The 23,322-nt window shown below is 44.8% G+C and carries 17 protein-coding genes; 8 read left to right on the top strand and 9 right to left on the bottom strand.

All coding sequences use genetic code 11. From position 1 onward, the window contains the following. Positions 1-174: 174 nt before the first annotated feature. The 3 genes from W234_RS0111145 to pheA form a co-directional block, all read right to left on the bottom strand. Complete coding sequence (locus W234_RS0111145) at positions 175-2,526, bottom strand: bifunctional prephenate dehydrogenase/3-phosphoshikimate 1-carboxyvinyltransferase (RefSeq protein WP_025646927.1); 2,352 nt, start codon at positions 2,524-2,526, stop codon at positions 175-177. A 172-nt stretch (positions 2,527-2,698) separates the two neighbouring features. Then, positions 2,699-3,826: a histidinol-phosphate transaminase gene (hisC, locus tag W234_RS0111140; RefSeq protein ID WP_025646926.1), complete on the bottom strand. Its 1,128-nt coding sequence runs from the start codon at positions 3,824-3,826 to the stop codon at positions 2,699-2,701. 64 nt (positions 3,827-3,890) lie between these two features. Further along, positions 3,891-5,030, bottom strand: coding sequence for a prephenate dehydratase (gene pheA, locus W234_RS0111135; protein ID WP_025646925.1), 1,140 nt, complete (start codon positions 5,028-5,030; stop codon positions 3,891-3,893). 480 nt (positions 5,031-5,510) lie between these two features. Between pheA and W234_RS0111125 the strand changes: the two genes are divergently transcribed. Then, positions 5,511-6,449: a transaldolase gene (locus W234_RS0111125; protein WP_025646923.1), complete on the top strand. Its 939-nt coding sequence runs from the start codon at positions 5,511-5,513 to the stop codon at positions 6,447-6,449. 110 nt (positions 6,450-6,559) lie between these two features. Here the strand turns inward: W234_RS0111125 and W234_RS0111120 are convergent, their stop codons facing one another. Further along, the gene (locus W234_RS0111120) at positions 6,560-7,129 is read right to left on the bottom strand and encodes an adenine phosphoribosyltransferase (protein ID WP_025646922.1); all 570 of its coding nucleotides are present in this window, start codon (positions 7,127-7,129) and stop codon (positions 6,560-6,562) included. A 282-nt stretch (positions 7,130-7,411) separates the two neighbouring features. Between W234_RS0111120 and W234_RS0111115 the strand changes: the two genes are divergently transcribed. Both W234_RS0111115 and W234_RS0111110 read left to right on the top strand, forming a co-directional pair. Then, a complete protein-coding gene (locus W234_RS0111115; protein ID WP_025646921.1) occupies positions 7,412-7,576 on the top strand; it encodes a rubredoxin in 165 nt (54 codons plus the stop codon). Between the two features lie 276 nt (positions 7,577-7,852). Further along, positions 7,853-8,743: an alpha/beta fold hydrolase gene (locus W234_RS0111110; protein WP_051397510.1), complete on the top strand. Its 891-nt coding sequence runs from the start codon at positions 7,853-7,855 to the stop codon at positions 8,741-8,743. A 386-nt stretch (positions 8,744-9,129) separates the two neighbouring features. On the opposite strand, the gene W234_RS0111105 is transcribed toward W234_RS0111110, so the two are convergent. Continuing rightward, positions 9,130-10,119, bottom strand: coding sequence for a WG repeat-containing protein (locus W234_RS0111105; RefSeq protein ID WP_037059726.1), 990 nt, complete (start codon positions 10,117-10,119; stop codon positions 9,130-9,132). Between the two features lie 296 nt (positions 10,120-10,415). Here W234_RS0111105 and W234_RS0111100 point away from each other — a divergent pair, with 296 nt between their 5' ends. After that, entirely contained in the window at positions 10,416-11,345 is a 930-nt protein-coding gene (locus W234_RS0111100; protein WP_025646918.1) for a DMT family transporter, read from the top strand. Positions 11,346-11,420: 75 nt separating this feature from the next. Here W234_RS0111100 and W234_RS0111095 read toward each other — a convergent pair whose 3' ends face one another. Further along, positions 11,421-12,740, bottom strand: a complete 1,320-nt coding sequence (locus tag W234_RS0111095) for a solute carrier family 23 protein (RefSeq protein ID WP_264673197.1) — start codon at positions 12,738-12,740, stop codon at positions 11,421-11,423. A 635-nt stretch (positions 12,741-13,375) separates the two neighbouring features. Between W234_RS0111095 and W234_RS0111090 the strand changes: the two genes are divergently transcribed. After that, positions 13,376-14,809 carry an L-serine ammonia-lyase gene (locus tag W234_RS0111090; RefSeq protein ID WP_025646916.1) on the top strand — a complete coding sequence of 478 codons (1,434 nt, stop codon included), beginning with the start codon at positions 13,376-13,378 and terminating at the stop codon, positions 14,807-14,809. 177 nt (positions 14,810-14,986) lie between these two features. Here W234_RS0111090 and W234_RS0111085 read toward each other — a convergent pair whose 3' ends face one another. From W234_RS0111085 to xthA, 3 genes are all read right to left on the bottom strand, one after another. Continuing rightward, positions 14,987-15,385: a DUF4377 domain-containing protein gene (locus tag W234_RS0111085; RefSeq protein ID WP_025646915.1), complete on the bottom strand. Its 399-nt coding sequence runs from the start codon at positions 15,383-15,385 to the stop codon at positions 14,987-14,989. 286 nt (positions 15,386-15,671) lie between these two features. Further along, on the bottom strand, positions 15,672-16,907 hold the full coding sequence (gene argJ, locus W234_RS0111080) for a bifunctional glutamate N-acetyltransferase/amino-acid acetyltransferase ArgJ (protein ID WP_025646914.1): 1,236 nt from the start codon (positions 16,905-16,907) through the stop codon (positions 15,672-15,674). An 81-nt stretch (positions 16,908-16,988) separates the two neighbouring features. Then, positions 16,989-17,810: an exodeoxyribonuclease III gene (gene xthA / locus W234_RS0111075; protein WP_025646913.1), complete on the bottom strand. Its 822-nt coding sequence runs from the start codon at positions 17,808-17,810 to the stop codon at positions 16,989-16,991. Between the two features lie 385 nt (positions 17,811-18,195). Here xthA and W234_RS0111070 point away from each other — a divergent pair, with 385 nt between their 5' ends. From W234_RS0111070 to W234_RS0111060, 3 genes are all read left to right on the top strand, one after another. Next, positions 18,196-18,798 (top strand): hotdog domain-containing protein, encoded by a 603-nt coding sequence (locus W234_RS0111070; RefSeq protein WP_025646912.1) that lies wholly within the window; start codon positions 18,196-18,198, stop codon positions 18,796-18,798. A gap of 370 nt (positions 18,799-19,168) precedes the next feature. Further along, positions 19,169-20,866, top strand: a complete 1,698-nt coding sequence (locus W234_RS0111065; protein ID WP_025646911.1) for an AMP-binding protein — start codon at positions 19,169-19,171, stop codon at positions 20,864-20,866. Positions 20,867-21,491: 625 nt separating this feature from the next. Continuing rightward, the gene (locus W234_RS0111060) at positions 21,492-23,189 is read left to right on the top strand and encodes an AMP-binding protein (RefSeq protein WP_025646910.1); all 1,698 of its coding nucleotides are present in this window, start codon (positions 21,492-21,494) and stop codon (positions 23,187-23,189) included. Positions 23,190-23,322: the final 133 nt, after the last annotated feature.

Here is a 23,322-nt window from a genome sequence, read left to right as displayed (position 1 = left end):
TTTATTATTTAGATTTTATTACTTACATTTTATTACTGAGCGCTTATGACTTAAATAGAAAAGCAATGCGTCAACGTCATAAGGACATCAACACATTGCTACTTACCAATTACTTATATCATCAAGCTTTTTTTAATCGCACTTTAACTGATCAATAATAAAATATAGCAAGCTTTAGGCGTTATCAGTTTCAGCGCCTTTATCTACCTCAATAGACATCCCCACTTGATTGGCGAGCTCTGCAAAACCTGGGAAGCTGGTATTCACCGTCTCCACGCCTTCGATAATGATCTGCTCGGAGGCACGCAGGCTAGCAACCGCAAAGCTCATCGCGATACGGTGATCGTGATGCGAGGTAATATGACCACCGCCAAAGATAGGCTGCTGGTTATCAATCTCATCGCTTTGACCTTGTGTGCCCTTGCCCTCAATGATTAGCCCATCTTCAGTTACGGTGCAGTCAATCCCTAAGGTTTGTAAGCCATCGGCCATGACCGCGATACGATCAGACTCTTTTACTCTTAGCTCTTTAGCGCCTGTTAATACGGTACGACCCTTTGCACAACTGGCAGCGACAAATAATACTGGGAACTCATCGATTGCCAGTGGCACTAAGTGCTCAGGTATCTCAATGCCTTGTAGGTTTGAGGAGCGAATAGTAATATCAGCGACGGGCTCGCCGCCAACATGAGTTTCATTGCTTAGACTGATATCTACATTCATCAGCTTTAGGATATCGATAACGCCAGTGCGCGTTGGGTTGATACCCACTTGACTCAACGTCAGCTCGCTACCTTGACTGATCGCTGCCGCCACCATAAAAAATGCCGCTGAAGAGATGTCGGCTGGCACGGCGATATCGCCAGCGGTTAACTTACCGCCGCCCTCCACGCTGATACGATTGCCATCGACGCTCACGTCATAACCAAAAGCCGATAGCATACGCTCAGTATGGTCACGGCTGACTTCCGGCTGCGTCACTGTCGTTGTACCTTCACTCCACAGACCAGCTAATAACAAGCAAGACTTGATTTGCGCAGAAGCCACTGGCATCTGATACTCAATACCTTGCAGCGGCTTACCCGCTTTGTCGCGGCCGGTGATACTAAGCGGTGAGGTGCCACTAGTGCCCGTGCTTTGGATGATAGCGCCCATCTGCCGTAGTGGCGCGGCAATACGCTCCATTGGGCGTTTATTGAGGCTCGTATCACCGGTCAATACGCTATCGAATTCTTGCGCGGCTAAGATACCAGCCAGCAGGCGCATACTGGTGCCAGAGTTGCCCATATAGATAGGTGTCTTGCTCGGCTTTAGCCCATTCATCCCCACGCCATGAATAGTGAGCTTACCGTTGTCTGGCCCTTCGATAGTCACGCCCATATCTCTGAATGCTTGTAGCGTCGCTAACGCATCTTCCCCTTCCAAAAACCCAGTCACGCGCGTGACGCCCTCGGCGATACTACCGAACATGATACTACGGTGCGATATCGACTTGTCACCTGGAATGGTGATCGTACCATTGACGGCATTACTGGTATTAGGAGAAATAATATAAGAAGCTGACATAGCAGAGGTATCCGTATAAGGGGTGCTGGTTAGCATATGACCAAAATGTCGCCGTGCGGCTTGCGCGCGGCCCAAAAGGCCCATCAGGGCAGTTGAATCTTTATCAATAATAAGTTGACGTATATTTTGTAGATAATCGCTGTATTCATCGAGTGCATCGATTATCGCATTTTGATTGGCAAAGAAGATATCATGCCACATCTTAGGGTCACTCGCCGCGATACGGGTAAAGTCGCGAAAACCGCCAGCGGCATAGCGAAACATATTTAAATTGTCATCGTGGCTGGCCAGTTGATCGACTAGATTATAAGCCAATAAGTGCGGTAAATGACTGGTATGGGCCAGCACCGCATCATGATGCTGAGCGTCCATCGACATCACACTTGCCCCGACCGACTCCCATAACTGCCGCAACTTAGTGATAGCTGACTCATCGGTGCTCGCTAATGGACAAATAATGACGCTATGGTTAATAAATAAATCGCTGCGGCGGGCATGATAGCCTGAGTTCTCAGCGCCGGCAATCGGATGCGCAGGTACCAATCCAGTAGGCAAGCCCTTTCGTGAAGTCGCAAAAACATCGTTAGCAGCGGCGATGACATTGGCTTTGGTGCTACAAACATCGCTGATCACGCAGTCATAGGCAAGTATACCGCTCTGCATTGCCGCTTTAATCTCAGTGAATGCCGCTGATACCGCTTGCACTGGGATGGCGATAACGATCAAATCAGAGCCACTCACGACTTGGGCTAGAGAGCTACCGCCAGCATCGAGCAAACCCTGATCAAGAGCGGCGCTGATGCTCGGCTGATGCTTATCGACAGCGACTAGGCGTTTGCTTAGGCTATTATCTTTAATCGCTTGCGCAAGACTAGACCCGATCAGCCCTAGACCTATGATACAGACTTGCTCAAATAACGGCTCTGTAGTGAGATGGTTTGTGGATTTTAGATAGCTCATGGATCTCTTATTATAGGTATCTTATTATATGTATCTTACAAATTGATCTAGTGTCTCGGCTAAGGCGTATTGAGCAGTCATCATAAAGCATATCAAATCTTCAACCCGGCCTAGTTTAATACCGACTAGATGGAATAGCTAATAGATATAAATGAGTGACTATTAAAAGGAGTCACTCTGCATTTAAGATAGATTTTAAAGTATCGATCAAGCGTGTATTTTCTTCTGCTAAGCCTACGGTAATTCGTAACCAATCCTCTAGACCATAGCCTTTTAAAGGCCGTACAATCACCCCTTGCTCTAATAACGCTTGGTTAATATCAGCCGCACCTTCTATTTTTAGCATAATAAAATTGGCATATGATTTGATAAATTCAAGTCCTAGCGCATCAAACTGCTTCTCAAGCCAGCGCATTTGTCCGGCGTTGATTTTTCGCACTTCGCTAATAAAGCTTTGATCCGTTAGTGCCGCTGCTGCTGCCGCAAGAGCGATACGGCTAACATTAAATGGCTGGCGAATACGGTTGAGCAAATCCGCCACTAGCGGCGAGCTGAGCGCATAGCCGACACGTAGGCCGGCTAAGCCATAAGCTTTGGAGAAAGTACGTACTATCACCACATTATCAAACTCGTCTAATAGCGCCCGATTATTACTCTCAGGACTATACTCGATATAGGCTTCGTCTAGTACCACTAATACTGAAGCTGGCATGCTTGCGACAAACTCGCGTAGCGCCTCGCTATCTAATAAAGTGCCCGTTGGGTTATTGGGATTGGCGATGAATACGATCTTGGTATTGGCATTATCTAGGACAGCTTGACGCATCGCTTTTAGATCATGACCAAAACGCTTCGCTGGTACCTCAATACCAGTCGCGCCCTGCATCTTCGCTAGCATCGAATACACCACAAACCCGTACTGACTATAGACGATCGCATCATCAGCACCGACAAAGCTGCGCGCTAAGATATCGAGCAAGTCATTAGAGCCATTGCCTAAAGTGATGCTATCGATACTCATATCGGTAAAGTCTGACAGCGCTTGCTTGAGATAATAGCCATTACCATCCGGATAACGCGCCAACTGACTTAACTGCTCCGTTATCGCTAAAGTCACCTTTGGTGAGCAGCCCATAGGGTTCTCATTACTTGCCAGCTTGACCACATCTGAGACGCCATATTCACGCGTCAGCTCTTCTACCGGCTTACCCGTTTGATAAGGTGCTAGCTCCATTATACTCTCGTAGGCTGGCGTTAGTGGCTGAAGTGTCTTAGCTTGCAAGTTTTTGGAGGATGGCATGGCTTTGTCCTTTTTTACGCTGACTCAAATAGATATCTTGTTACGAATGACCACACTCTATATCTTAAAGCACCGCTTTTGGATAAGAGCCCAAGATGCGCACGTCTTTGACCAATGGACGTATATCAGCGATAGCGGCGCTGACGTTAGGACTATCAATATGGCCTTCCATATCGATAAAGAACACATACGCCCACTTGTTCGGGCGCTCAGGACGGGTTTCAATGCTGGTCATCGACACACCATGATAGGACATCGGCTTAAGTATTTCGATCAAGGCACCGGCTTTGTCATGAGCGGAGACCACAATAGAGGTCTTGTCTTGGCCTGATGGCGCGATAGCTTCGTGGCCGATGACTAAGAAGCGCGTGGTATTGCTCGGGTTGTCTTCGATATTCGAGTACAGCTTATGCAGATCATATTCAGCGACTGCCACATCCCCGGCAATAGCGGCTGAATGCCATTCGTTCTTAAGGCGGCGAGCGGCTTCGCCATTACTTGAGACGGCCACACGCTCGACACTAGGATAATTGACGTCGAGCCAATGACGACACTGCGCGAGGGACTGTTGATGCGAATAGATACGGCTGATACTGTCGATCTTAGTATGCTCAGCGACCAAGAAGTTTTGATGAATCGGCAGCTCAACCTCGCCGATGATCTTCAGCGATGAGGATAAGAATCCGTCTAAAGTATGATTCACCACCCCTTCAGAGGAGTTTTCGACAGGTACGACGCCATACATCGCTGTACCCGCTTCGACTTCACGAAACACATCGGTAATCGTAGTCAGCGGCATAGTATCCGCCGCTTTGCCAAAGTGTTTTAATGCAGCCGCATGAGTGAAAGTGCCAAGCGGTCCCAAAAAGGCAATACGCTGCGGCGCTTCTAAATCTAGACAGACCGACATAATCTCACGAAACAGACGCGCCATTTTTTCATCAGAGATAGGCCCCTCGTTACGCGCCATCACCGCTTTTAGTACTTGCGCTTCACGCTCAGGACGATAAAAGATAGGATGGCTATCGGACTTTTGCTCCGCTAGATGCTCTTTTTTAGCCACCGCTACTTTTTGGGCTAATTTTGCTCGATTATTAATCAGCTTATGAATCTCATTATCCACTGCGTCTATGTCTTGACGCAACTGATTCAAAAGCTGTTGATCGGTTGCAGCGCCGCTGACATCAGTACTTACTGACGTCATATTGTCTGGTTTTTGCTCTGCCGGCGACTTACTCATATCCTGTATCCTTTTTGAAACGGTTAACGTTTGCTATATTGAAGAAAACTAACGTCTAAATCTAGTGATTGTCTCTTGATTCTAAATTTAGTCATTCACTTTTTATTATTGATGTTTGGTTATTATTAATATTCGATTATCATTGATGACCTATCGGCTCTATTATCCGCTTTACTCATAAAAGAATCGGCCAATAAGGCAGGTAAACAATGGATCGCCCCTACTATAGCAAAAACTGCTGACAGTGCCCATGCAAAATAGCTATCGATAGCTGAAATAAAGTAAATGAGGGCATAGCTTTTTGTGGTATGCGCCTCATCATAAGAAATACTCGCAATCGCTATGACTAGCAGTAACCCCACAAGCAAATCTGTGTTAGAGTCTTAAAGACAATCTACGAGTAACCCCAAGGTTTAACCCTTATTATAATGACAAGGATATTTAATGAGCGCATTACAACAGCTTCGCACTATGACTACTATTGTCGCTGACACTGGCGATCTAGCCGCTATTGAGCGTCTCAAGCCTATCGATGCGACCACCAATCCAAGCCTCATCACCAAAGCGCTGATTCACCCTGATAATCAATCGATGCTAGCAGAAACGATGAGTCGTCAGCAAGGTGATGTCGATGCCGTTATCGATGCCTTAACGATCCAAATCGGCTGTAGTATTTTAGAGCTTATCGAAGGCCGGGTATCGACTGAGGTAGACGCGCGCTTGTCTTATGATACTCAGGCCACTATCGATAAGGCTTTGGAGTATATAGAGGCTTATCAAAAGGCAGGAGTTGACTCAGATCGAGTACTCATCAAGATGGCAGCAACTTGGCAAGGTATTGAAGCGGCCCGCTATCTTGAAACTCAGAACATACACTGTAATCTCACCTTGCTATTTGGTCAGCATCAAGCAATTGCATGTGCTGATGCTGGTGTCACGCTGATATCGCCATTCGTTGGACGTATCTTAGACTGGCAAAAACGCCAACAAAATCGCCAAAACGTCCCTGTCGCCGATGATATGGGCGTGCAATCGGTCAAGCTTATTTATCAGTACTACAAACAACACGGTTATCAGACGCAGGTAATGGGCGCAAGTTTCCGCTCGGTAGAGCAAATATTAGCCTTAGCGGGCTGTGATTTATTAACTATCGCGCCAAACTTAATAGATGAGCTTGCCAACATGGATGTCGAGGTCACCCGCCAGCTCTCGCCTACGATGTCGACGGATCTAGATGCTATGAGTAAAGTCAGTTTAACCCATGAAGAGTTCAGCGCCGCCTATCAAAACGATAAAGTGACCCAAGATCTATTACCAAAAGGTATTGATGGCTTTATTAGCGCTCGTGAAGAGTTGGCACAAGCATTAGCAGCTATGCGTTAGTTCAAGTAGATAATCCAAACAAACTGAATCACCCGAAAAGCGCTCTATTTCGAGCGCTTTTTTATCTAAATACTTGCTTTGCAATATCAATACTTGCTTTGAAAGTCTACTCAGGCTTTCAAGACCGTATAAACCGGCACTGGGAACTCGCCATGCAAGTCGACTAAGTCTAATAATACCAGCGCCCCTACCACATTATGATCCGCGGCTTTGCACAGCTCATAGGCGGTGCGCAAAGTGCCACCAGTGGCCAAAATATCATCAACCAAGAGTAAACGCTCAGGGGGCAAGTTACTTTGCATCTCAAGCGTATCTTTACCGTACTCTAGCGCATAAGCCTTATTAGCAACTGGTGGTGGCAGCTTGCCGGGTTTACGAAGTAGTATCATGCCTTTACCTAAGCGGCCTGCTAGTAAGCTTGCAAAGACAAAGCCGCGCGCCTCAACTGCTCCTAAGCAGTCCACCTCATCCATGAGACCCTCTGGCAATGCCGCTAACAGTGCATCAATTACCTCATCAATATGACTGCGCAGTAGAGGGGTGATATCATAAAAGTCTATACCTGGCTTAGGAAAGTTGGGTACAGTACGGATAATTTGCCAAAGCGGATGCTCTTTATTGATGACAGTAGTATCGTTAGTAGCAGTCTTAGCGGATGATGTCGCTTTTGTAGCGCTCATAAAAGTCCTTATAGGATAAAAATATAGCGATTATAACCAAAATTTAGCGGTCATCATAATCGCTCGTTATAGTAGCATAATTGCTGTACTAACAGTGATGACAGCTAAAAATGACGGCAGCTTCACTATTGAATATAGCGATAGGGCTTTAATAAAGGCTTACTTATCTCAATATACAAGTGTAAACTTAAATGAGCTAAGCGGCGATATATGCTACACTACGCGCGCTTAGATCGTCTTAAAACCCTAATGATAAATGAGCAATGATAGATAGGATTATGTATGAAACGTTATGAATGTATCGTCTGTGGCTGGATCTATGATGAAGAGCTGGGCTGTCCTGAAGAAGGTATTGCCCCTGGTACCCGCTGGGAAGATGTTCCTGATGACTGGATCTGCCCTGAATGCGGTGTGGGCAAGCTTGATTTTGAGATGGCAGAGTTTTAGAGCTAGTACCTTGATAACTAGGTAACTTGGACCCTCTAAATAGGACACTTTATGACGAATTCAAACTCTTCTGATACAGATAGCAGCGTTGATAGTAGTATTAACGAACATCGTGTCAACGCTAGTCACAGCATGGCTAGTGACGACACTACTAATCATGACGCGGTGAATACTGCTGCTACTAAAAAACAAGTGCAGTATCCGACTTCAGACTGGCAGAAATTCGGTGAGCATCATTGGACACCCTCAGATCTGAGTAAAGATCTGTATCAAACAATGATAGATATTGGCGATGGTATCGAGCTTTGCGTCGAAGCTGGCGGCAACCCTGATAATCCGCCACTGCTAATGATCATGGGCTTAGGCTCACAAATGATCTTTTGGCCCAATAGCTTTATAAAAAGGCTCATTGACGCCGGCTTCTTTGTGATACGTTTTGATAATCGGGATATTGGTCTGTCCTCGAAAGTGCAGATTGATGGGTTACCACGCGTCAATCAGCTAAAGATGATGTTTCGTCTGCAGGCGGGTCTGTCCAATAAAAGTGAGCAAGTCGCTTATAAGCTTACCGATATGGCAGAAGATACTGTGCGTTTGATTAAGGTTTTAAACCTTGGGCGTACGCACCTGATAGGCGCTTCTATGGGCGGTATGATTGCCCAAATTGTCGCCGCGCGTTATCCAAGCTTAGTTGATCGTATGGCTTTGATGTTTACTACAAACAATCGCGCCTTTTTGCGGCCACCGAAACCCAAACAATTATATACCTTAATCAATCGTCCTGAGAGTCACTCTGAGCGCGATATCGTCCGTCATAGTGTTTGGTTTATTAAGACAGTTGGTACGCCTGGGCATATAGATATTCGGGCAGTACGTGAAGTGGCAGAGCTGCGCTATCAGCGTAGCTTTCACCCGCTAGGCACGCTGCAGCAGCTCAATGCTATTTTGGCGTCTGGCTCCATTGCGCGATTTAGTAAAAAAGTAAAAGCGCCGACTATCGTTATGCATGGTAGCGCCGATGGGCTATTGCCTGCATCGCAAGGCAAAGTAGTGGCTAAGACTATCCCTAATGCTAAGTTTTATCTCATCGATGGTATGGGTCATGACATTCCAGCTTACTATCAGCCTTATATGGTTGATCTGATTCGTAATCATCTTTTAGGGTAGCTCATATTGCTAACGGCCTAGTTTTTTAACAAAAAAAGCGGCGTATTACCTAGGGCGTGTTGAACATTCGACCATGGCACTGACAGAGACTATTTTTTAGGCGATTTGCAGATAAAAATGGTAAGTTTAGTCGTTCTAAGCGTCTATTTTTATCAATAAAGCGGCAAAAAATAGTCCTGTCCCTATTGTTGTCGTAAGGGCTGATGCTAAAATCGTCCTAGTCGTTGTGAAAATCTAGCCAATGCAATAAGCATTACCTGCAATTTTCACTTAGACTAGAACTATTTTAGCGATCAGCAGTGCGCATTTGTGAATGTTCAACACGCCCTAATAATGCGCCGCTTTATTCATTTAATCTTGCTCATTTCTACTTTGGGGACTATTCATCAATCACAGCCAACATTGGTGCCTGCTTTATCAATACACATCTTATCGCCATTTTGCAGACTGCCAATCCAAGCTTTTCCTTGCTTAAAGACAAAAGAAGGCGCTTCTCGATAGCTGCCACTGCTCGCTACGCCCTCCTCCTCAAAACGAAAAGGAATCACCAGCTCCCCGCCTAAATTGACAAAACCCCATTTACCGTCGATACGCACGCCTGCTAGTCCTTCAGAAAAAGGACGCACGGCATCAAACGAATAGGTAATCATAGTAATATTACGATCATCGACAAAGCCCCATTTACCATCGCGCTGATCGGCTTGCAAAGTGGTAAAAGATGCGCGGTTAACAGCCGCAGTATCATTATTTGTGTCGTTAGTATTATTTTTAGCACTGACAGGACTGGGGTCTGAAATAGTATTACCATTTTTATCGAGCCAGCTGATGGCTTGACCTTTACGCACCCGCGCTTTACCGCCCTTATAATTATCGATATCGCTGATAGAAGCAGAAAACGGCACTATGATGTTGTTCGCCGTATCTATAACGCCATATTTACCGCCTTTTTTGACCACGATGCGTCCATCTGTCGCCGCGCGCGCCCAGCCGGATGATTCACCCAACTTATCATAGATCAGTGGCACCACTTCGCGTCCTTTCATATTCAAATAACCAACCTTATTACTGCGCTCAACAGGTATCAATCCGCCCGCTAGCTTGTCAGCGTCTACCTGCTGATAGCGCGACAAATCAACGACCCGCTTACCTTGTTTGTTGATTAAAGCAACTGGCGCACCAAAATCTTTAATCGCTAAAAAATAACGACTGTTGGCAGTACAAGAGACGTTTTTGTAATAGCTTTTGGGTAGCTTACAGCTCGCCGCTTGTGCGCTTGGCATAACAAGCATTAGGCCAGCCGACATCAGCATTCCTGTAGCGAGGTACCGACCGGTCAGTGCAGATAGCGTATTGAGCGTAGATCTAAGTAGTGACATAGATAATGTATATACCAGTAAGTTATTAACAAAAATTTGAATAGCGTTTTGGATTGCTCATAAGGCCGAAAACTCATCAAAGGCTTGTTTATTATAAACTGCTAAACCCACAAATAGCGAATAAGGAGTTGGCTATACAAAATTATCGTTATGCCATTTAGATTTTCAATCAAAAGGTATACACTTGTGCTCTTTTTTAGGCTTATATTTTTGTAAGCGCAAAGTCAGTGCAATATCATAGTCGTTTGTAAATCAATCAGACCCACAAGCAGGTCAATAAGTCAGAGGGGAGCTTTATGTCCAATACCAACACGCGTACTGCTACCATTGGCTTGGTCATAGGTTGTATTATTTTTGGTTTAGGTAGCCTTATTGTCGCCCATGTCGATGTCGGAGGCTGGGCGATGTCATTTTGGCGTCTGGCTATCTCAGGGATCGTTTTTGCAGTATTAGCCAAGATAGCCGGACAACGCTTGCCACGCTCGAGACGCGCTATTTTTTATGGGTTATTGTCAGGCGCGTTTTTGGGCTTGGACTTAGCGCTTTGGCATGAGAGTATCTATGCAGTCGGCCCTGGTATCTCAACGCTGCTTAATAGTTTGCAGATTTTCTTTTTGGCGGCGATTGGGTTTTTGTACTTCAATGAGCGCCAGTCTATTTTGCAATTGATTAGTTTATGTTTAGCGATGCTAGGCGTCGCTATGATAGGTAGTCCAGAGTTTGCACAAAATTCTGCGGCGACTTGGGGTTTTATCACTGGTATCGTCTCAGGCGGTATGCTAGCCGCTTCGATGACATTTATTCGTAAGACCCACGATACCGAGCCGACTCCTATACTGATACTAATGCAGCTGGTCAGTATTGGCGGAGTACTGGCGATGATAGTCCCGATGCTTATACTAGATAAAGGTAATATTATGCCCAGCACTTTGTCAGAGGTGGGCTGGATACTGGTCTATGGCGCTGTAATGCAGTGCTTAGCTTGGGGCTTGATTGCCTACTCTATTCCTAAGCTGTCGCTGGCTTTGACCGGATTATTACTGTTGTCTGAGCCGGTTGCCGCTTTGCTTATTGACTATACTTGGCTAGATAAGCCCATTAATGCTTTGCAATGGACCGGCGCACTACTAACGATGTTGGCTATTTATTTAGGCTCACTAAAGCCCAAACCTCGAGCGCTACGCCGCTATCGGTTTTTTGCGCGGTTTTATAATAAGAAGTATTAGCCTAAAAAAAAGAGCGAGCCTGATAACAGACTCGCCTTTTTATTCTCAATGCTAAAAGCTCTTGAAGATATAAGATCAGTTTTTTTGACGATTAAATAAAGCGTTGAGTACGATGGCTGCTAAAGTGGCGGTACCTATACCGCCCAAATCGAAACTACCGAGCATGAGACTGAAATTACCTGTACCCATAATGACGGTCACAGCAGCAATAACAAGATTGCTGTTTTTAGTGAAGTCAATATTGTTATCTATCCAAATCTTCAAGCCTGCAATAGTAATCAAACCAAATACGACGATAGAGGCACCGCCTAATAATGCGGCTGGAATGGTCTGAATAATCGCCCCAAACTTAGGCGACATGCCCAGCATCACTGCGACTACCCCAGCAATGACAAATATCGTGGTGCTATAGACTTTAGTGACTGCCATAACGCCAATATTCTCAGCATACGTGGTCACTCCAGTACCGCCAAAGCCGGCCGAGAATGTGGTTGCTAAGCCATCAGCAAGAAATGCCCGGCCCATATAAGGCGTCACTCGCGCTTTGGTCATGCCCTCCACCGCTTTAAAATGACCCAAGTTTTCGGCGACTAAAATAAAAGCCACCGGTGCAATCAAGACAATAGCGCTCATCTCAAAGCGCGGCGTATGAATGCTAGGCAGACCAAACCATGAGGCTGCAGCGACAGTCGTAAAATCAATCGGTGTGCCGTAGCCCATTACGTTAGTAACGATGTAATAGATGACATAAGATAAAATCAGGCCAACTAGTAATAGTAGGCGGCGCAGCATACCGCGCGTAAATACCGCCACGCCACTAATGAGCAGTACTGTCAATGCTGCCATCCAAGCGTCAAACTGATTGGCCGAGACGCCTTGAACAGTGACTGGCGCTAAATTTAGACCGATAATCATCACGATAGCGCCGGTGACGATAGGCGGCATCAAGCTCTCTATCCAGCCCGTACCGGTCTTCATCACCAGTAAGCCTACGAGCGCATAAATGATACCGCATGCCATGATACCGCCCAAGGCCACATCCAAACCGCTATTGAAACCGGTGCCTGCGTAAGCGGTTACTGCTATGACAGGACCAATAAAAGCGAAGCTTGAGCCCAAATAGCTCGGCATCCGGCCACCGGTAATCACAAAGAACATGATGGTACAGATACCTGACATCAAGATAGCTAGATTGGCGTCAAACCCCATTAATAAAGGTGCCAATACTGTCGCGCCAAACATCGCAAAAGTATGCTGAATACCTAGCAAAATGCTCTTTGATGGTGGCAAATATTCATTGATTCCTACTGGGTTACGATCTAAGTCGCCTTGGAACGGACGCCAAGTGGGAAACCATTTGCCATTATCGAAGTCTGGATGATGCGGTATCGTCATAGCATTAGTCTCAATACCTGCAGCCTCTAGTGCATTATGTTCCGATGAGGTTTGCGTCGGTTGTTCTGAAGGGGGTGTCATGCGCGTTTCCTATTTGACCCAACTGCGTTGATTTACTTAAAAAGAAAGATATGGCTTCATTATTGAAAGGTGTTAAGCCCTGTTGACTAGTCATATTAATGATAAATGACATTAATAATAATTAGTTAATCATCGATAGCGAAAGTCTTGCTTTTTTTCGTTAGTCACGTCGATTGATATATGTTCTACTGAGTTGATAATTGGACGCTTTTGGCTTAGAGTTTAGACTCTAAGCCGTTTATTTTATTACAGGATGTTACAGCTGTGTTAGTGCTCAGCATAATAACGGAATTTTATAGCAAAAAAAAGCGCTTATTAGACCCTTTGATATACTGTCTGATTTTCGAGCACTCCCTTATGAAATGGATATTCTGAGATAACAACCCTCAAGTTGTATCCTTGTCTATATTCAAGTATCTATGCTCAAGTATCTATGTTCAAAGCAGCATAATTCTTAATTCTTAATCCTTAAGCAACCTAATATGTGCCTGTCAAATAGACGCTGTCTACTGACAAGCTATCGGCTTTATATTTAACCTTTAGAGTATTTACTTATGATTAGTGTTTTTGATTTATTTAAAATTGGTGTCGGCCCTTCAAGCTCACATACTGTGGGCCCTATGGTAGCCGCTAATTTATTTTTATCCGCACTGCGTAAACAGACTAAGCTTGACACAATAAAAAGTATTGAAATCGAGCTTTTTGGCTCTTTAGCCGCTACCGGCAAAGGACACGCGACTGATACCGCTATCTTGCTTGGGTTGCTCGGTCATGCTCCTAGCACCATAGACACCCGGCTTACCAGCCAATATCTGCTACCTATATTTTCAGATAAGACCCTTAATATCGCAGGCGAGCATGAGATTGCTTTTGATGTAGATCATCATATTCACTGGTATAGTGATACGGTGCTGCCTTATCATCCCAACGCGATGACAATTAGTGCGCGCTTAGCTGACGATAGCCGCTACCAACAAACCTACTATTCAGTCGGGGGCGGTTTTGTAATCAATGAAGAAGACGCCACCAACCCTGATGACGATCATGCGACGCCGACGATAGAAGAGCTCCCCTATCCGTTCAATAGCGCCTCAGAGTTACTTGAGCGCTGCCAAAAGAACGGCTTGAGTATCAGTGAGTTGGTACTAGCGAACGAGTGCCATTATCGTGATAAAGAGGAGGTTCTTGCATACTTAGATTCTATATGGGACTCAATGCAAGACTGCGTAGCCAGAGGCTGTCAAAGTAGTGGTATTTTGCCTGGAGGTCTCGATGTCAAACGCCGTGCCCAAGCCCTATATTTACAGCTGTGCGCTGAAAAAGACCGCCCTATTGCCAAAACAGATAAACTCGCGGCGATGGATTGGATCGATTTATACGCTTTAGCCGTCAACGAAGAGAACGCTAATGGCGGTAATGTCGTGACCGCTCCGACTAACGGCGCAGCAGGTATTATCCCAGCTGTTATGCATTACTACCGCGATTTTCTATCTAGCTATAGCTTGGATGGCGCGCGCAAGTTTTTACTCAATGCCACAGCTATTGGAAGCCTTATTAAACAAAACGCTTCTATCTCAGGCGCTGAAGTCGGCTGCCAAGGCGAAGTGGGCTCTGCTTGCGCGATGGCGGCATCAGCTTTGGCCGAGGTATTAGGTGGCGATCCTGCCAAATGCCTCAATGCTGCTGAGATCGGTATTGAGCATAACCTAGGTCTGACTTGCGACCCTATTGGCGGCCTTGTGCAAGTGCCTTGTATCGAGCGCAATGCTATGGGCGCGGTAAAGGCGGTGAATGCGGCGCGCCTTGCCTGCCGCGGCGATGGTCAGCACTTCGTCTCTTTTGACAAAGTGGTTGAGACCATGAAACAAACTGGCGCTGACATGCTTGAGAGCTATAAAGAGACTTCGCGTGCAGGGCTTGCTGTGATTGCAAATAATCGAATTCCCACAGCCAGCCACGGGGTCAGTGTTAAATACAGTCAGTGCTAATTATAGTTAATGCTAAGTATGCTTAATGCTAAGTCTGATTAATGCTAATGACAGCTAATGATAAAGCCATCGCTACGCTGACAAAATAATGACCACAAAAAAGCCTCTAAATAATTAGAGGCTTTTTACATTTAATCACGATAAGTTTAGATATGAGTTTTAGTCACCTATCAAAGCTTACTCAGCGTTTTTTGAGATAACTTCGTTTAGATACCATACTGGCTTAACCACACCAGCAGCTTCGTCAGCGACCGCTTCTTGGCGGACGTCTAACATATAGCGGTATCCTGGCTCATAAGTGAAACCTTGGATGTTACCGTTAAATGAAGTGAAGTTTCTTTGATGCGCTTGACGGAATTGCAAGCACTCAGACTTAATCACTTCACCTGTGTTTGCAGTGACATCACAAACCGCTTTAGTAGGGGCAATCTCAATCTTTAAGTTAGGAATATTAACTACTTTAACATTCTGCGCTTCACCTTCGACAACCATAGTACGTTCGTCATTAAGGTCCATAGTAGAACAACCGGCTAAGGCGAAAGTAGTTGCGAATGCTGCTATTGCTAATTTTTTCATGAATAAATCCTCAATTGATATAAATTATGAATAGTTAATAAGTTAACAGCTGTTGATAACACCTATCGATGATAAAAACCAATAGTCTATAAATAGCGCTTAATATAATTTAAGCTTCGTTCACAGCTTTGTTAATTTAGTAACTTATATTGATTATAGTTTTTCAAATCAAAATAATTATAGAGCGAGCACCCATTCTAGCACTATGACTCCTTTGTAACTTAACGTCAAAGTTTGCAACTTTTGTCAACGAACCATTAAACCTGTTAAAAGGTTCTAAATTAAGTTAACTGCGGTAATCAGCGTTGATTTTGACGTAATCGTACGATAAGTCGCAAGTGTAGACCGTATCACTTGCTGTTCCGCGCGCCAAATCGATACCGATAGTAATCTCCGGACGACTCATGACTTTATCTCCATCAGCCTCCTTATAATCCGGTGCAACGCCGCCGTTTTGACAAATCATCACTTCATCTAGATACACATCCACCTGTTCAGTATCTAAGTCTGGGACGCCAGCGTAGCCGACAGCCGCTAATATACGTCCCCAGTTGGCATCACTGGCAAAAAACGCGGTTTTTACCAGTGGTGAGTGCGCCACTGCATAAGCGACATCGCAGCACTCCTGAGTAGTATTACCGCCGGTTACTTTAACCGTCATAAACTTAGTCGCCCCTTCTCCGTCACGGACGATCAATTGTGCTAAGCGTACAAACACCTCAGTCAGCGCAGTAAATAGCGGCTGATAATGAGGATGCTCTGGGCTATCAATCACATCGAGACTCGCCTTGCCTGTCGCTATGAGCACGCAGCAATCATTAGTAGAAGTGTCGCCATCTACAGTGATACGATTAAAAGATTGCTCATTAATTGCGCTTAGCATCTCTTGTAATAGATCAGCACTGATATTAGCGTCAGTGGCGACATAGCCAAGCATCGTCGCCATGTTTGGTCGTATCATGCCCGAGCCTTTAGAGATACCAGTGATGTGATAAGTACTTTTTTTATCACCCTCAGCTATTTCCACTTTACGACTGGCAAGCTTCGGCAAAGTATCAGTCGTGCGAATACCGTTGGCAGCAGCGAGCCAGCTATCAGGCGCTAGCTGAGCTAAGGCTTCATCTAAACCTTTGATGACGGCATCGCTATTTAACGGCTCACCGATGACGCCTGTAGAGAACGGCAACACGCTCTCAGTGTCGACCCCTGCCTTAGTAGCAACAGCGGCACAGATATCGCTCGCGCGGCGCTTGCCATCGTTGCCTGTTCCGGCGTTGGCATTGCCAGTATTCGTCACTAGATAACGCGGACTGGCCTGTGCAAAGTGCTCGCGAAGTACTCTGACGGGAGCGGCGCAAAAGGCGTTTTTAGTAGTGACTACCGCAACGCTTGCGCCTTTGGCAATCTCAATGAGGACTAAATCATCACGGTCTTTGTAGCGCACACCAGCTGCGGTAGCGCTAAGAGTGATGCCATCGATAGGGTATATTGTGTCAGGTACTGCCGTATCTCCAACAGCCATAATGCTTCCTTTATAAGTATGAATTAGGGATAAGTATGAATTAGGGTAAACGCGCTTACTAAAGCTAGTAAAAATCAGCCTCTATTTGCTTAAATCAAAAGCTGACCAAATTGGGGCATGATCTGAGGGTTTCTCCATCGCTCTAAGATCATAGCTGATACCAGCATCTGCGCACTGGTCGACTAAATCAGGGGTACATAAAATATGGTCGATACGCAGACCGCGTTTGGGATCATCATTGAAGCCGCGACTACGATAGTCAAACCAGCTATAAAAGTCCTCACTATCAGGGTAATGCAAACGATAGGTATCGATTAAATCGCGAGACATCAGCGCCGTGTACCACTCACGCTCCTCTGGTAAAAAGGAGGTTTTTCTATTTTTTAGCCAGCGCTTAGCGTTTGCCTCGCCAATACCCACATCGATGTCCTCTGGCGCAATATTCATATCACCCATGATAATCAGCGTCCGGCCTTCGGCGATTAACACATCAATATAAGCCGTCAAATCTGCGTAGTAAGCTCTTTTCATCGGGTACTTAATCGGATGATCTTGGCTCTCTCCTTGCGGAAAATAACCATTTAGTACATCAATCTCGCGACCTTCGAAAACATAGCGCGCGTGGATGAAGCGTTTTTGTGCTTCCTCATCCTCACCCGGGAAGCCTTTTTGAACAAATATAGGGGCAACTTTTGACAATAGTGCCACGCCGTAATGCGCTTTTTGGCCAAAATACTCGACATGATATCCTAAAGATTCGACGTTTTTTAGTGGGAACTGTTCATCATGAACTTTGGTCTCTTGCAACCCCATTACATCGGGATCAATGATGTCGCGTACCGCCTCAAGCTGATGTTGACGCGCGCGAATACCATTAATATTGAAACTGACAAAACGGACCATACGTTACCCTCTTTATTCATTTTATTATGTTTATGCTAGTTATCATATTAAGCTATTTAGCTATTAACTATCCAAGCTTTTAAATAACTGAGCTTTTAAATAACTGAGCTTTTATTAATTATAACCGCTAGTTTGGTGATTAGCGTCTAATCGAGCCGTAATCATAACAGAGTTAGTGCGCTATCTGTTGCTTGCTGCCAATCCTTACGCTAAAGTGGCTTTATCAAAAAGTAGCTTTATTAAAAAATATGTCTACTAAGACGAGCCGGTGATTACTATGAGCAAGAGGATAGAGTATTAAACCTTCCTAAACCTTTAGTACTAGGCTCCGCTATTACTTTGCACCTTACTACTTGCGCCTTACTATTTATGACTGAGTAAATTTATGACTACAAAATCTGACAGCGTCCCAGCGATAACAGCAGATCCGTTATTTTCTACTAACTACTCTATATATATCAACCATACAGATGCCGGCGGCATTGTTTATCACGCCAATCATTTGGTATTTTTTGAGAACTGTCGCCGTGATTGGTTCACCAAACTTAATATTAGCGGCTACTTTTTGCAGACCCAAGAAGGCCATATACAGCATTTTGTCGTGAGCCAAGCGCAGTTGCAATATCATAAGGCCATCTTATTAGACGAAACCATAGAAGTACGTATCGACAAAGTCGAGCTAAAACCAGCTAGCATTATTTTTTATCAAAGCATTCATCGCCGGCCGTCAATACCAACTCAGCATCCAAAACAAGCCAGCTCAGATACTTTATTAAGCAGTGCAAAAATAGTTATCGCTTGCGTGCAAAATCAGCTAAACCCTACTGCCTCTGAAAACTCAGAGCCAGCGGCTACCCTAGCAGACGGCTCATTATCTGGTCAATCGGCTACACAAAATAATCAAACCACTACTATTAAGCCCGTTCGTGTTCCTAAAAGCCTACGCGACACTATCGAGCAAGCGATCCACGAATACAATAACCGGTGATAAAAACGGTTCGCAGGCTACTCGGCAAAGATGATTTAGGAGAAATCATGAGTAGCCGCTTAACGTGATATGAGGCCCTCGAAAAACTTCGAATCTTCGTTTATTCGCCGTACTTTTAGGCCTGAGCACTTTTTAGAGTAATTGTTACTATACTTTTGAGGTTTTTTTGCCTATTATTTAAAGTTACTAGAAAATGGATGAGCGGTAACATTTGTGACATAAAGTGTATTTAAAGCGGCTAATCACAAACACGAACGGTTAAGTCATCTAAATATTGCTCTATTATCGTTATCCATTGCTATGCTTATTAACTGTCTCATCTTTCATGGAATGATCCAATCAAGACCTTTAAACTTCAAGGACGCAGAAAATGACAATGAATAAACCTTGGCATGCTCGTTATCCCGCTGGTGTACCTAAGACCATTTACCCAGATAATTATGCCAATATCATAGAGCTTTATGAAGAGAGCTTTAGCCGTTATCGCCAGCATCCTATAAGTATCTGTATGGGTGTCACTCATACTTACGGTGACGTCGATGACGCCTCATTAGCTATCGCCGCTTGGTTACAAGGGCAAGGCTTGCCTAGAGGGAGCGTTGTGGCCTTAATGATGCCAAACGTACCGCAGTACCTGCCAACGATGATAGGCATCTTGCGTGCCGGTTATATTTGTACTCCTGTCAACCCTTTATACACTGGCCGCGAGCTGCGCCATCAGCTCAACGATTCTGGCGCAAAAGCTATCTTCTTGGTCGATAACTTCGCACAAGCGCTAGAGCAAGTCGTCGATGAGACCGCTATTAAGCATATCGTACTCTCGAAAATGGGCGATATGATGGGTCTTAAGGGTATCTTAGTCAACACCATCATCCGGCAAGTCAAACGTTTAGTACCCAAATATAAGCTCAATGATCCAAAACATGCCGTCACTAAATTCCCAGATGTGCTCAAAAGAGGCAAAAATATGCCTTTTCAAAAGCCAAAAATGTCTTTGGATCAAAAAGCGTTTTTGCAGTACACCGGCGGTACCACAGGCCTATCAAAAGGCGCCATCTTATCGCAGCGTAATGTCGTAGCGGCCGCTCTACAGTCTGAGGCTTGGACACGCCCTATCACCGGCCAGATCAATGATGTTTATATCAATATGGTGATGGCATTGCCGCTGTATCATATTTTTGCCTTTATGCTGAGTCTGTTAGCGGTACGATCAGGATATACTTTTATTCTCGTTCCTAACCCGCGCGATATTCCTGGGTTTGTGAAGACCTTATCCAAACAGCCTTTTCATATTTTCCCTGCAGTGAATACCTTATTTAAAGGACTGCTGGATAATCCTAATTTTGAAAAATTAGATTTTAGCTCATTAAAGATATCTCAAGCCGGTGGCATGGCTGCGACTCAGCAGACAGCGACGCGCTGGCTTGAAGTGACAGGCTGCCCTATGATTGAAGGTTGGGGTATGACTGAGGGCGTTGCTGTTGGTACTGCCAATGTCATCACTGATCGTAAGTTTAACGGTACTATAGGCGTGCCAGTTCCGGGCGTCGATGTCAGTATTATTGATGAAGACGGCAACCGCGTCGGCTACAATCAAGCTGGTGAGATGTGCATTAAAGGCCCTAATGTCACCTTAGGCTACCTCAATCGAGATAATACAGATGACTTCACCGACGATGGCTATTTCCGTACTGGCGATATCGTTAGTATGGATGAACAAGGCTATGTCAGGTTGCTTGATCGCAAAAAAGATATGATTTTGGTCTCGGGCTTTAATGTATTCCCTAATGAGCTTGAGTCGGTTATGCTCGACTATGAAGGTATCATCGATTGTGCAGTCATTGGTGTGCCTGATGAGCACCAAGGGGAATCTATCAAGATGTACGTCATCCGTAAGGATAGTAATGTCACTAAAGAGATGGTTAAAGACTTTGCCCTTGATAATTTGACTGGTTATAAATGTCCGCGTTATATCGAGTTCGTTGATGAACTGCCAAAATCCAACGTCGGAAAAGTACTCAGACAAAAACTGCGTGAAAAGCACTTAGAAGACAACCCTACTCTTTAAAACACGCTTTACAGCAATAGTTAGCTCACCATTATTTATAAGGGCTCTTTACTTGGATAAAGGGCCTTTTTTATAGGTTCGCTTGATAGCACTACTATATAAACGCTGCAATATAATATTGGGTCAATATAACCGCTCGTCTATTATTATTATCCACTTATCCGCTTACCACACCACATTATGAGAGACTTATCAACTTTATATTATTACTCTAAAGTCTTTGTATGTCGTTATCATAAAAAGCTCAGGTTATGGTAGTGTGTTTCCAAATTATTTCACTATGTTACTGTTTAGCAAAATATTAAGATTATTGTGCTCTAAGATTTTAGTCAACAGTAGTTTTAATGGCAGTTAAATCAGTATATTTGTATAGCGATAATACTTTAAGCAGCAACAGTGCTGTATCGACAGTGCTGAAAAGCTTCTCATTTAGGTTCGTATTTATAGAGCCTCAATGAAAGACTTGTGTAAAGGCCACCATATGTTAGCAGTCAGTTAATAGATAGGATAGCACTCGACATCATATAGCCATGGACAGGATGACCACCATAGCTGTTGATGTTGACAGGGATGTGACTACTTGCCTATAGAACCTTAACTTATCTCAAATTTAAGGATGCTAGATATGACAGTGAACAAACCTTGGCTCGACCAATACCCGACTAACGTACCTAAGACAATCAACCCTGATAAATACGGCAGTATAGTCGACCTCTATGAAGAGTGTTTTGATCGTTTTCGTATGCATCCGATGAGTGTCTGCATGGGTGTCACGCATACTTATGATGATATCGATAAAACCTCATTAGCTATCGCCGCTTGGCTACAAGCGCAGGGCCTACCTAAAGGCAGTATTGTAGCGCTTATGATGCCAAACGTACCGCAGTACCTGCCGACGATGATAGGTATCTTGCGTGCCGGCTATATCTGTACACCTATCAATCCACTCTATACCGGTCGTGAGCTACGTCATCAATTAAATGACTCTGGCGCTCAAATCATCTTTGTCGTTGACAACTTCGCTCAGGCGCTTGAGCAAGTGGTCGATGAGACCGCTATCAAACGTATCGTGCTCTCCAAAATGGGCGACATGATGGGTCTAAAAGGAATGCTGGTCAATACCATCATCCGACAAGTTAAACGCTTAGTACCCAAATATAAGCTCAATGATCCTAAGCATGAAGTGACTAAGTTCCCTGACGTTATCAAAAGAGGCAAAGAGCTGCCTTTTAATAAAACCAACATGAACTTAGATCAAAAAGCGATCTTGCAGTACACCGGTGGTACTACTGGTTTATCCAAAGGCGCTGTATTATCACAGCGTAATGTCGTCGCCGCCGCGCTTCAGTCAGAAGCTTGGTATTTGCCGGTGACCTCGGAGATTAATGAAGTCTATATCAATATGGTCATGGCGCTACCGCTGTATCATATCTTTGCTTTTATGCTCAGCTTATTGGGCATGCGTTCAGGCTACACCTTTATCCTAGTGCCCAACCCTCGCGATATGCCCGGATTTATTAAGACCTTATCGAAGCAGCCGTTCCATATCTTCCCAGCGGTCAACACTTTGTTTAAGGGCTTATTAGATCAGCCAAACTTCAAAGACTTGGACTTTAGCTCACTACGTATCACCCAAGCCGGCGGTATGGCAGCGACAGAACAGACCGCAGCGCGCTGGTTAGAGGTCACAGGCTGCCCGATGGTCGAAGGTTGGGGTATGACCGAAGGCGTGGCCGCGGGTACCGCAAACGTCATCACCAATCGCGAGTTCAACGGTACTATTGGTGTTCCCGTGCCAAGCGTTGACGTCATCGTTATAGACGAAAATGGTGAGCGTCTGGGCGTCCATCAAGCAGGCGAGATGTGCTTTAAGGGCCCAAATGTCACTTCAGGCTATCTTAGCACCGATAGCAGTGGCGATTTCACTGAGGATGGCTACTTCCGTACTGGTGATATCGTTAGTATGGATGAAAAGGGTTACTTCACCCTACTCGATCGCAAAAAAGATATGATTTTAGTCTCAGGCTTTAATGTATTCCCGAACGAGATTGAGTCGGTGATGCTTGACTGTGAAGGCGTTATTGATTGCGCTGTCATTGGCATTCCTGATGAGCGCCAAGGCGAAGCGGTCAAACTCTACGTCGTCCCTGCCAATCAGAACGTCAGTAAGAGCGACATCAAAGAGTTTGCTTTGGATCATTTGACTGGTTATAAGTGCCCTCGTTATATTGAGTTTGTCGATGAGCTTCCTAAGTCCAACGTTGGTAAAGTGCTGCGTCAAAAGCTGCGCGAACAGCATTTATTAGACAATCCGTCTTTATAACTAACCTGCTAGTGATTGGTACTCTACAGAAGCCCTTTATATGAATAAAGGGCTTCTTGCTTTGTAAAATGTCAAAAATAGTATAGAATTTTATCATTATGCTCACCTCTCATCAGATATAAGGATTTATCTG

It is taken from the genome of Psychrobacter sp. TB15 (assembly GCF_000511655.1).
Lineage (GTDB): Bacteria > Pseudomonadota > Gammaproteobacteria > Pseudomonadales > Moraxellaceae > Psychrobacter > Psychrobacter submarinus.
Note: the sequence above shows the minus strand (reverse complement) of the source record. Positions and strands in the feature narration are given on the sequence as shown.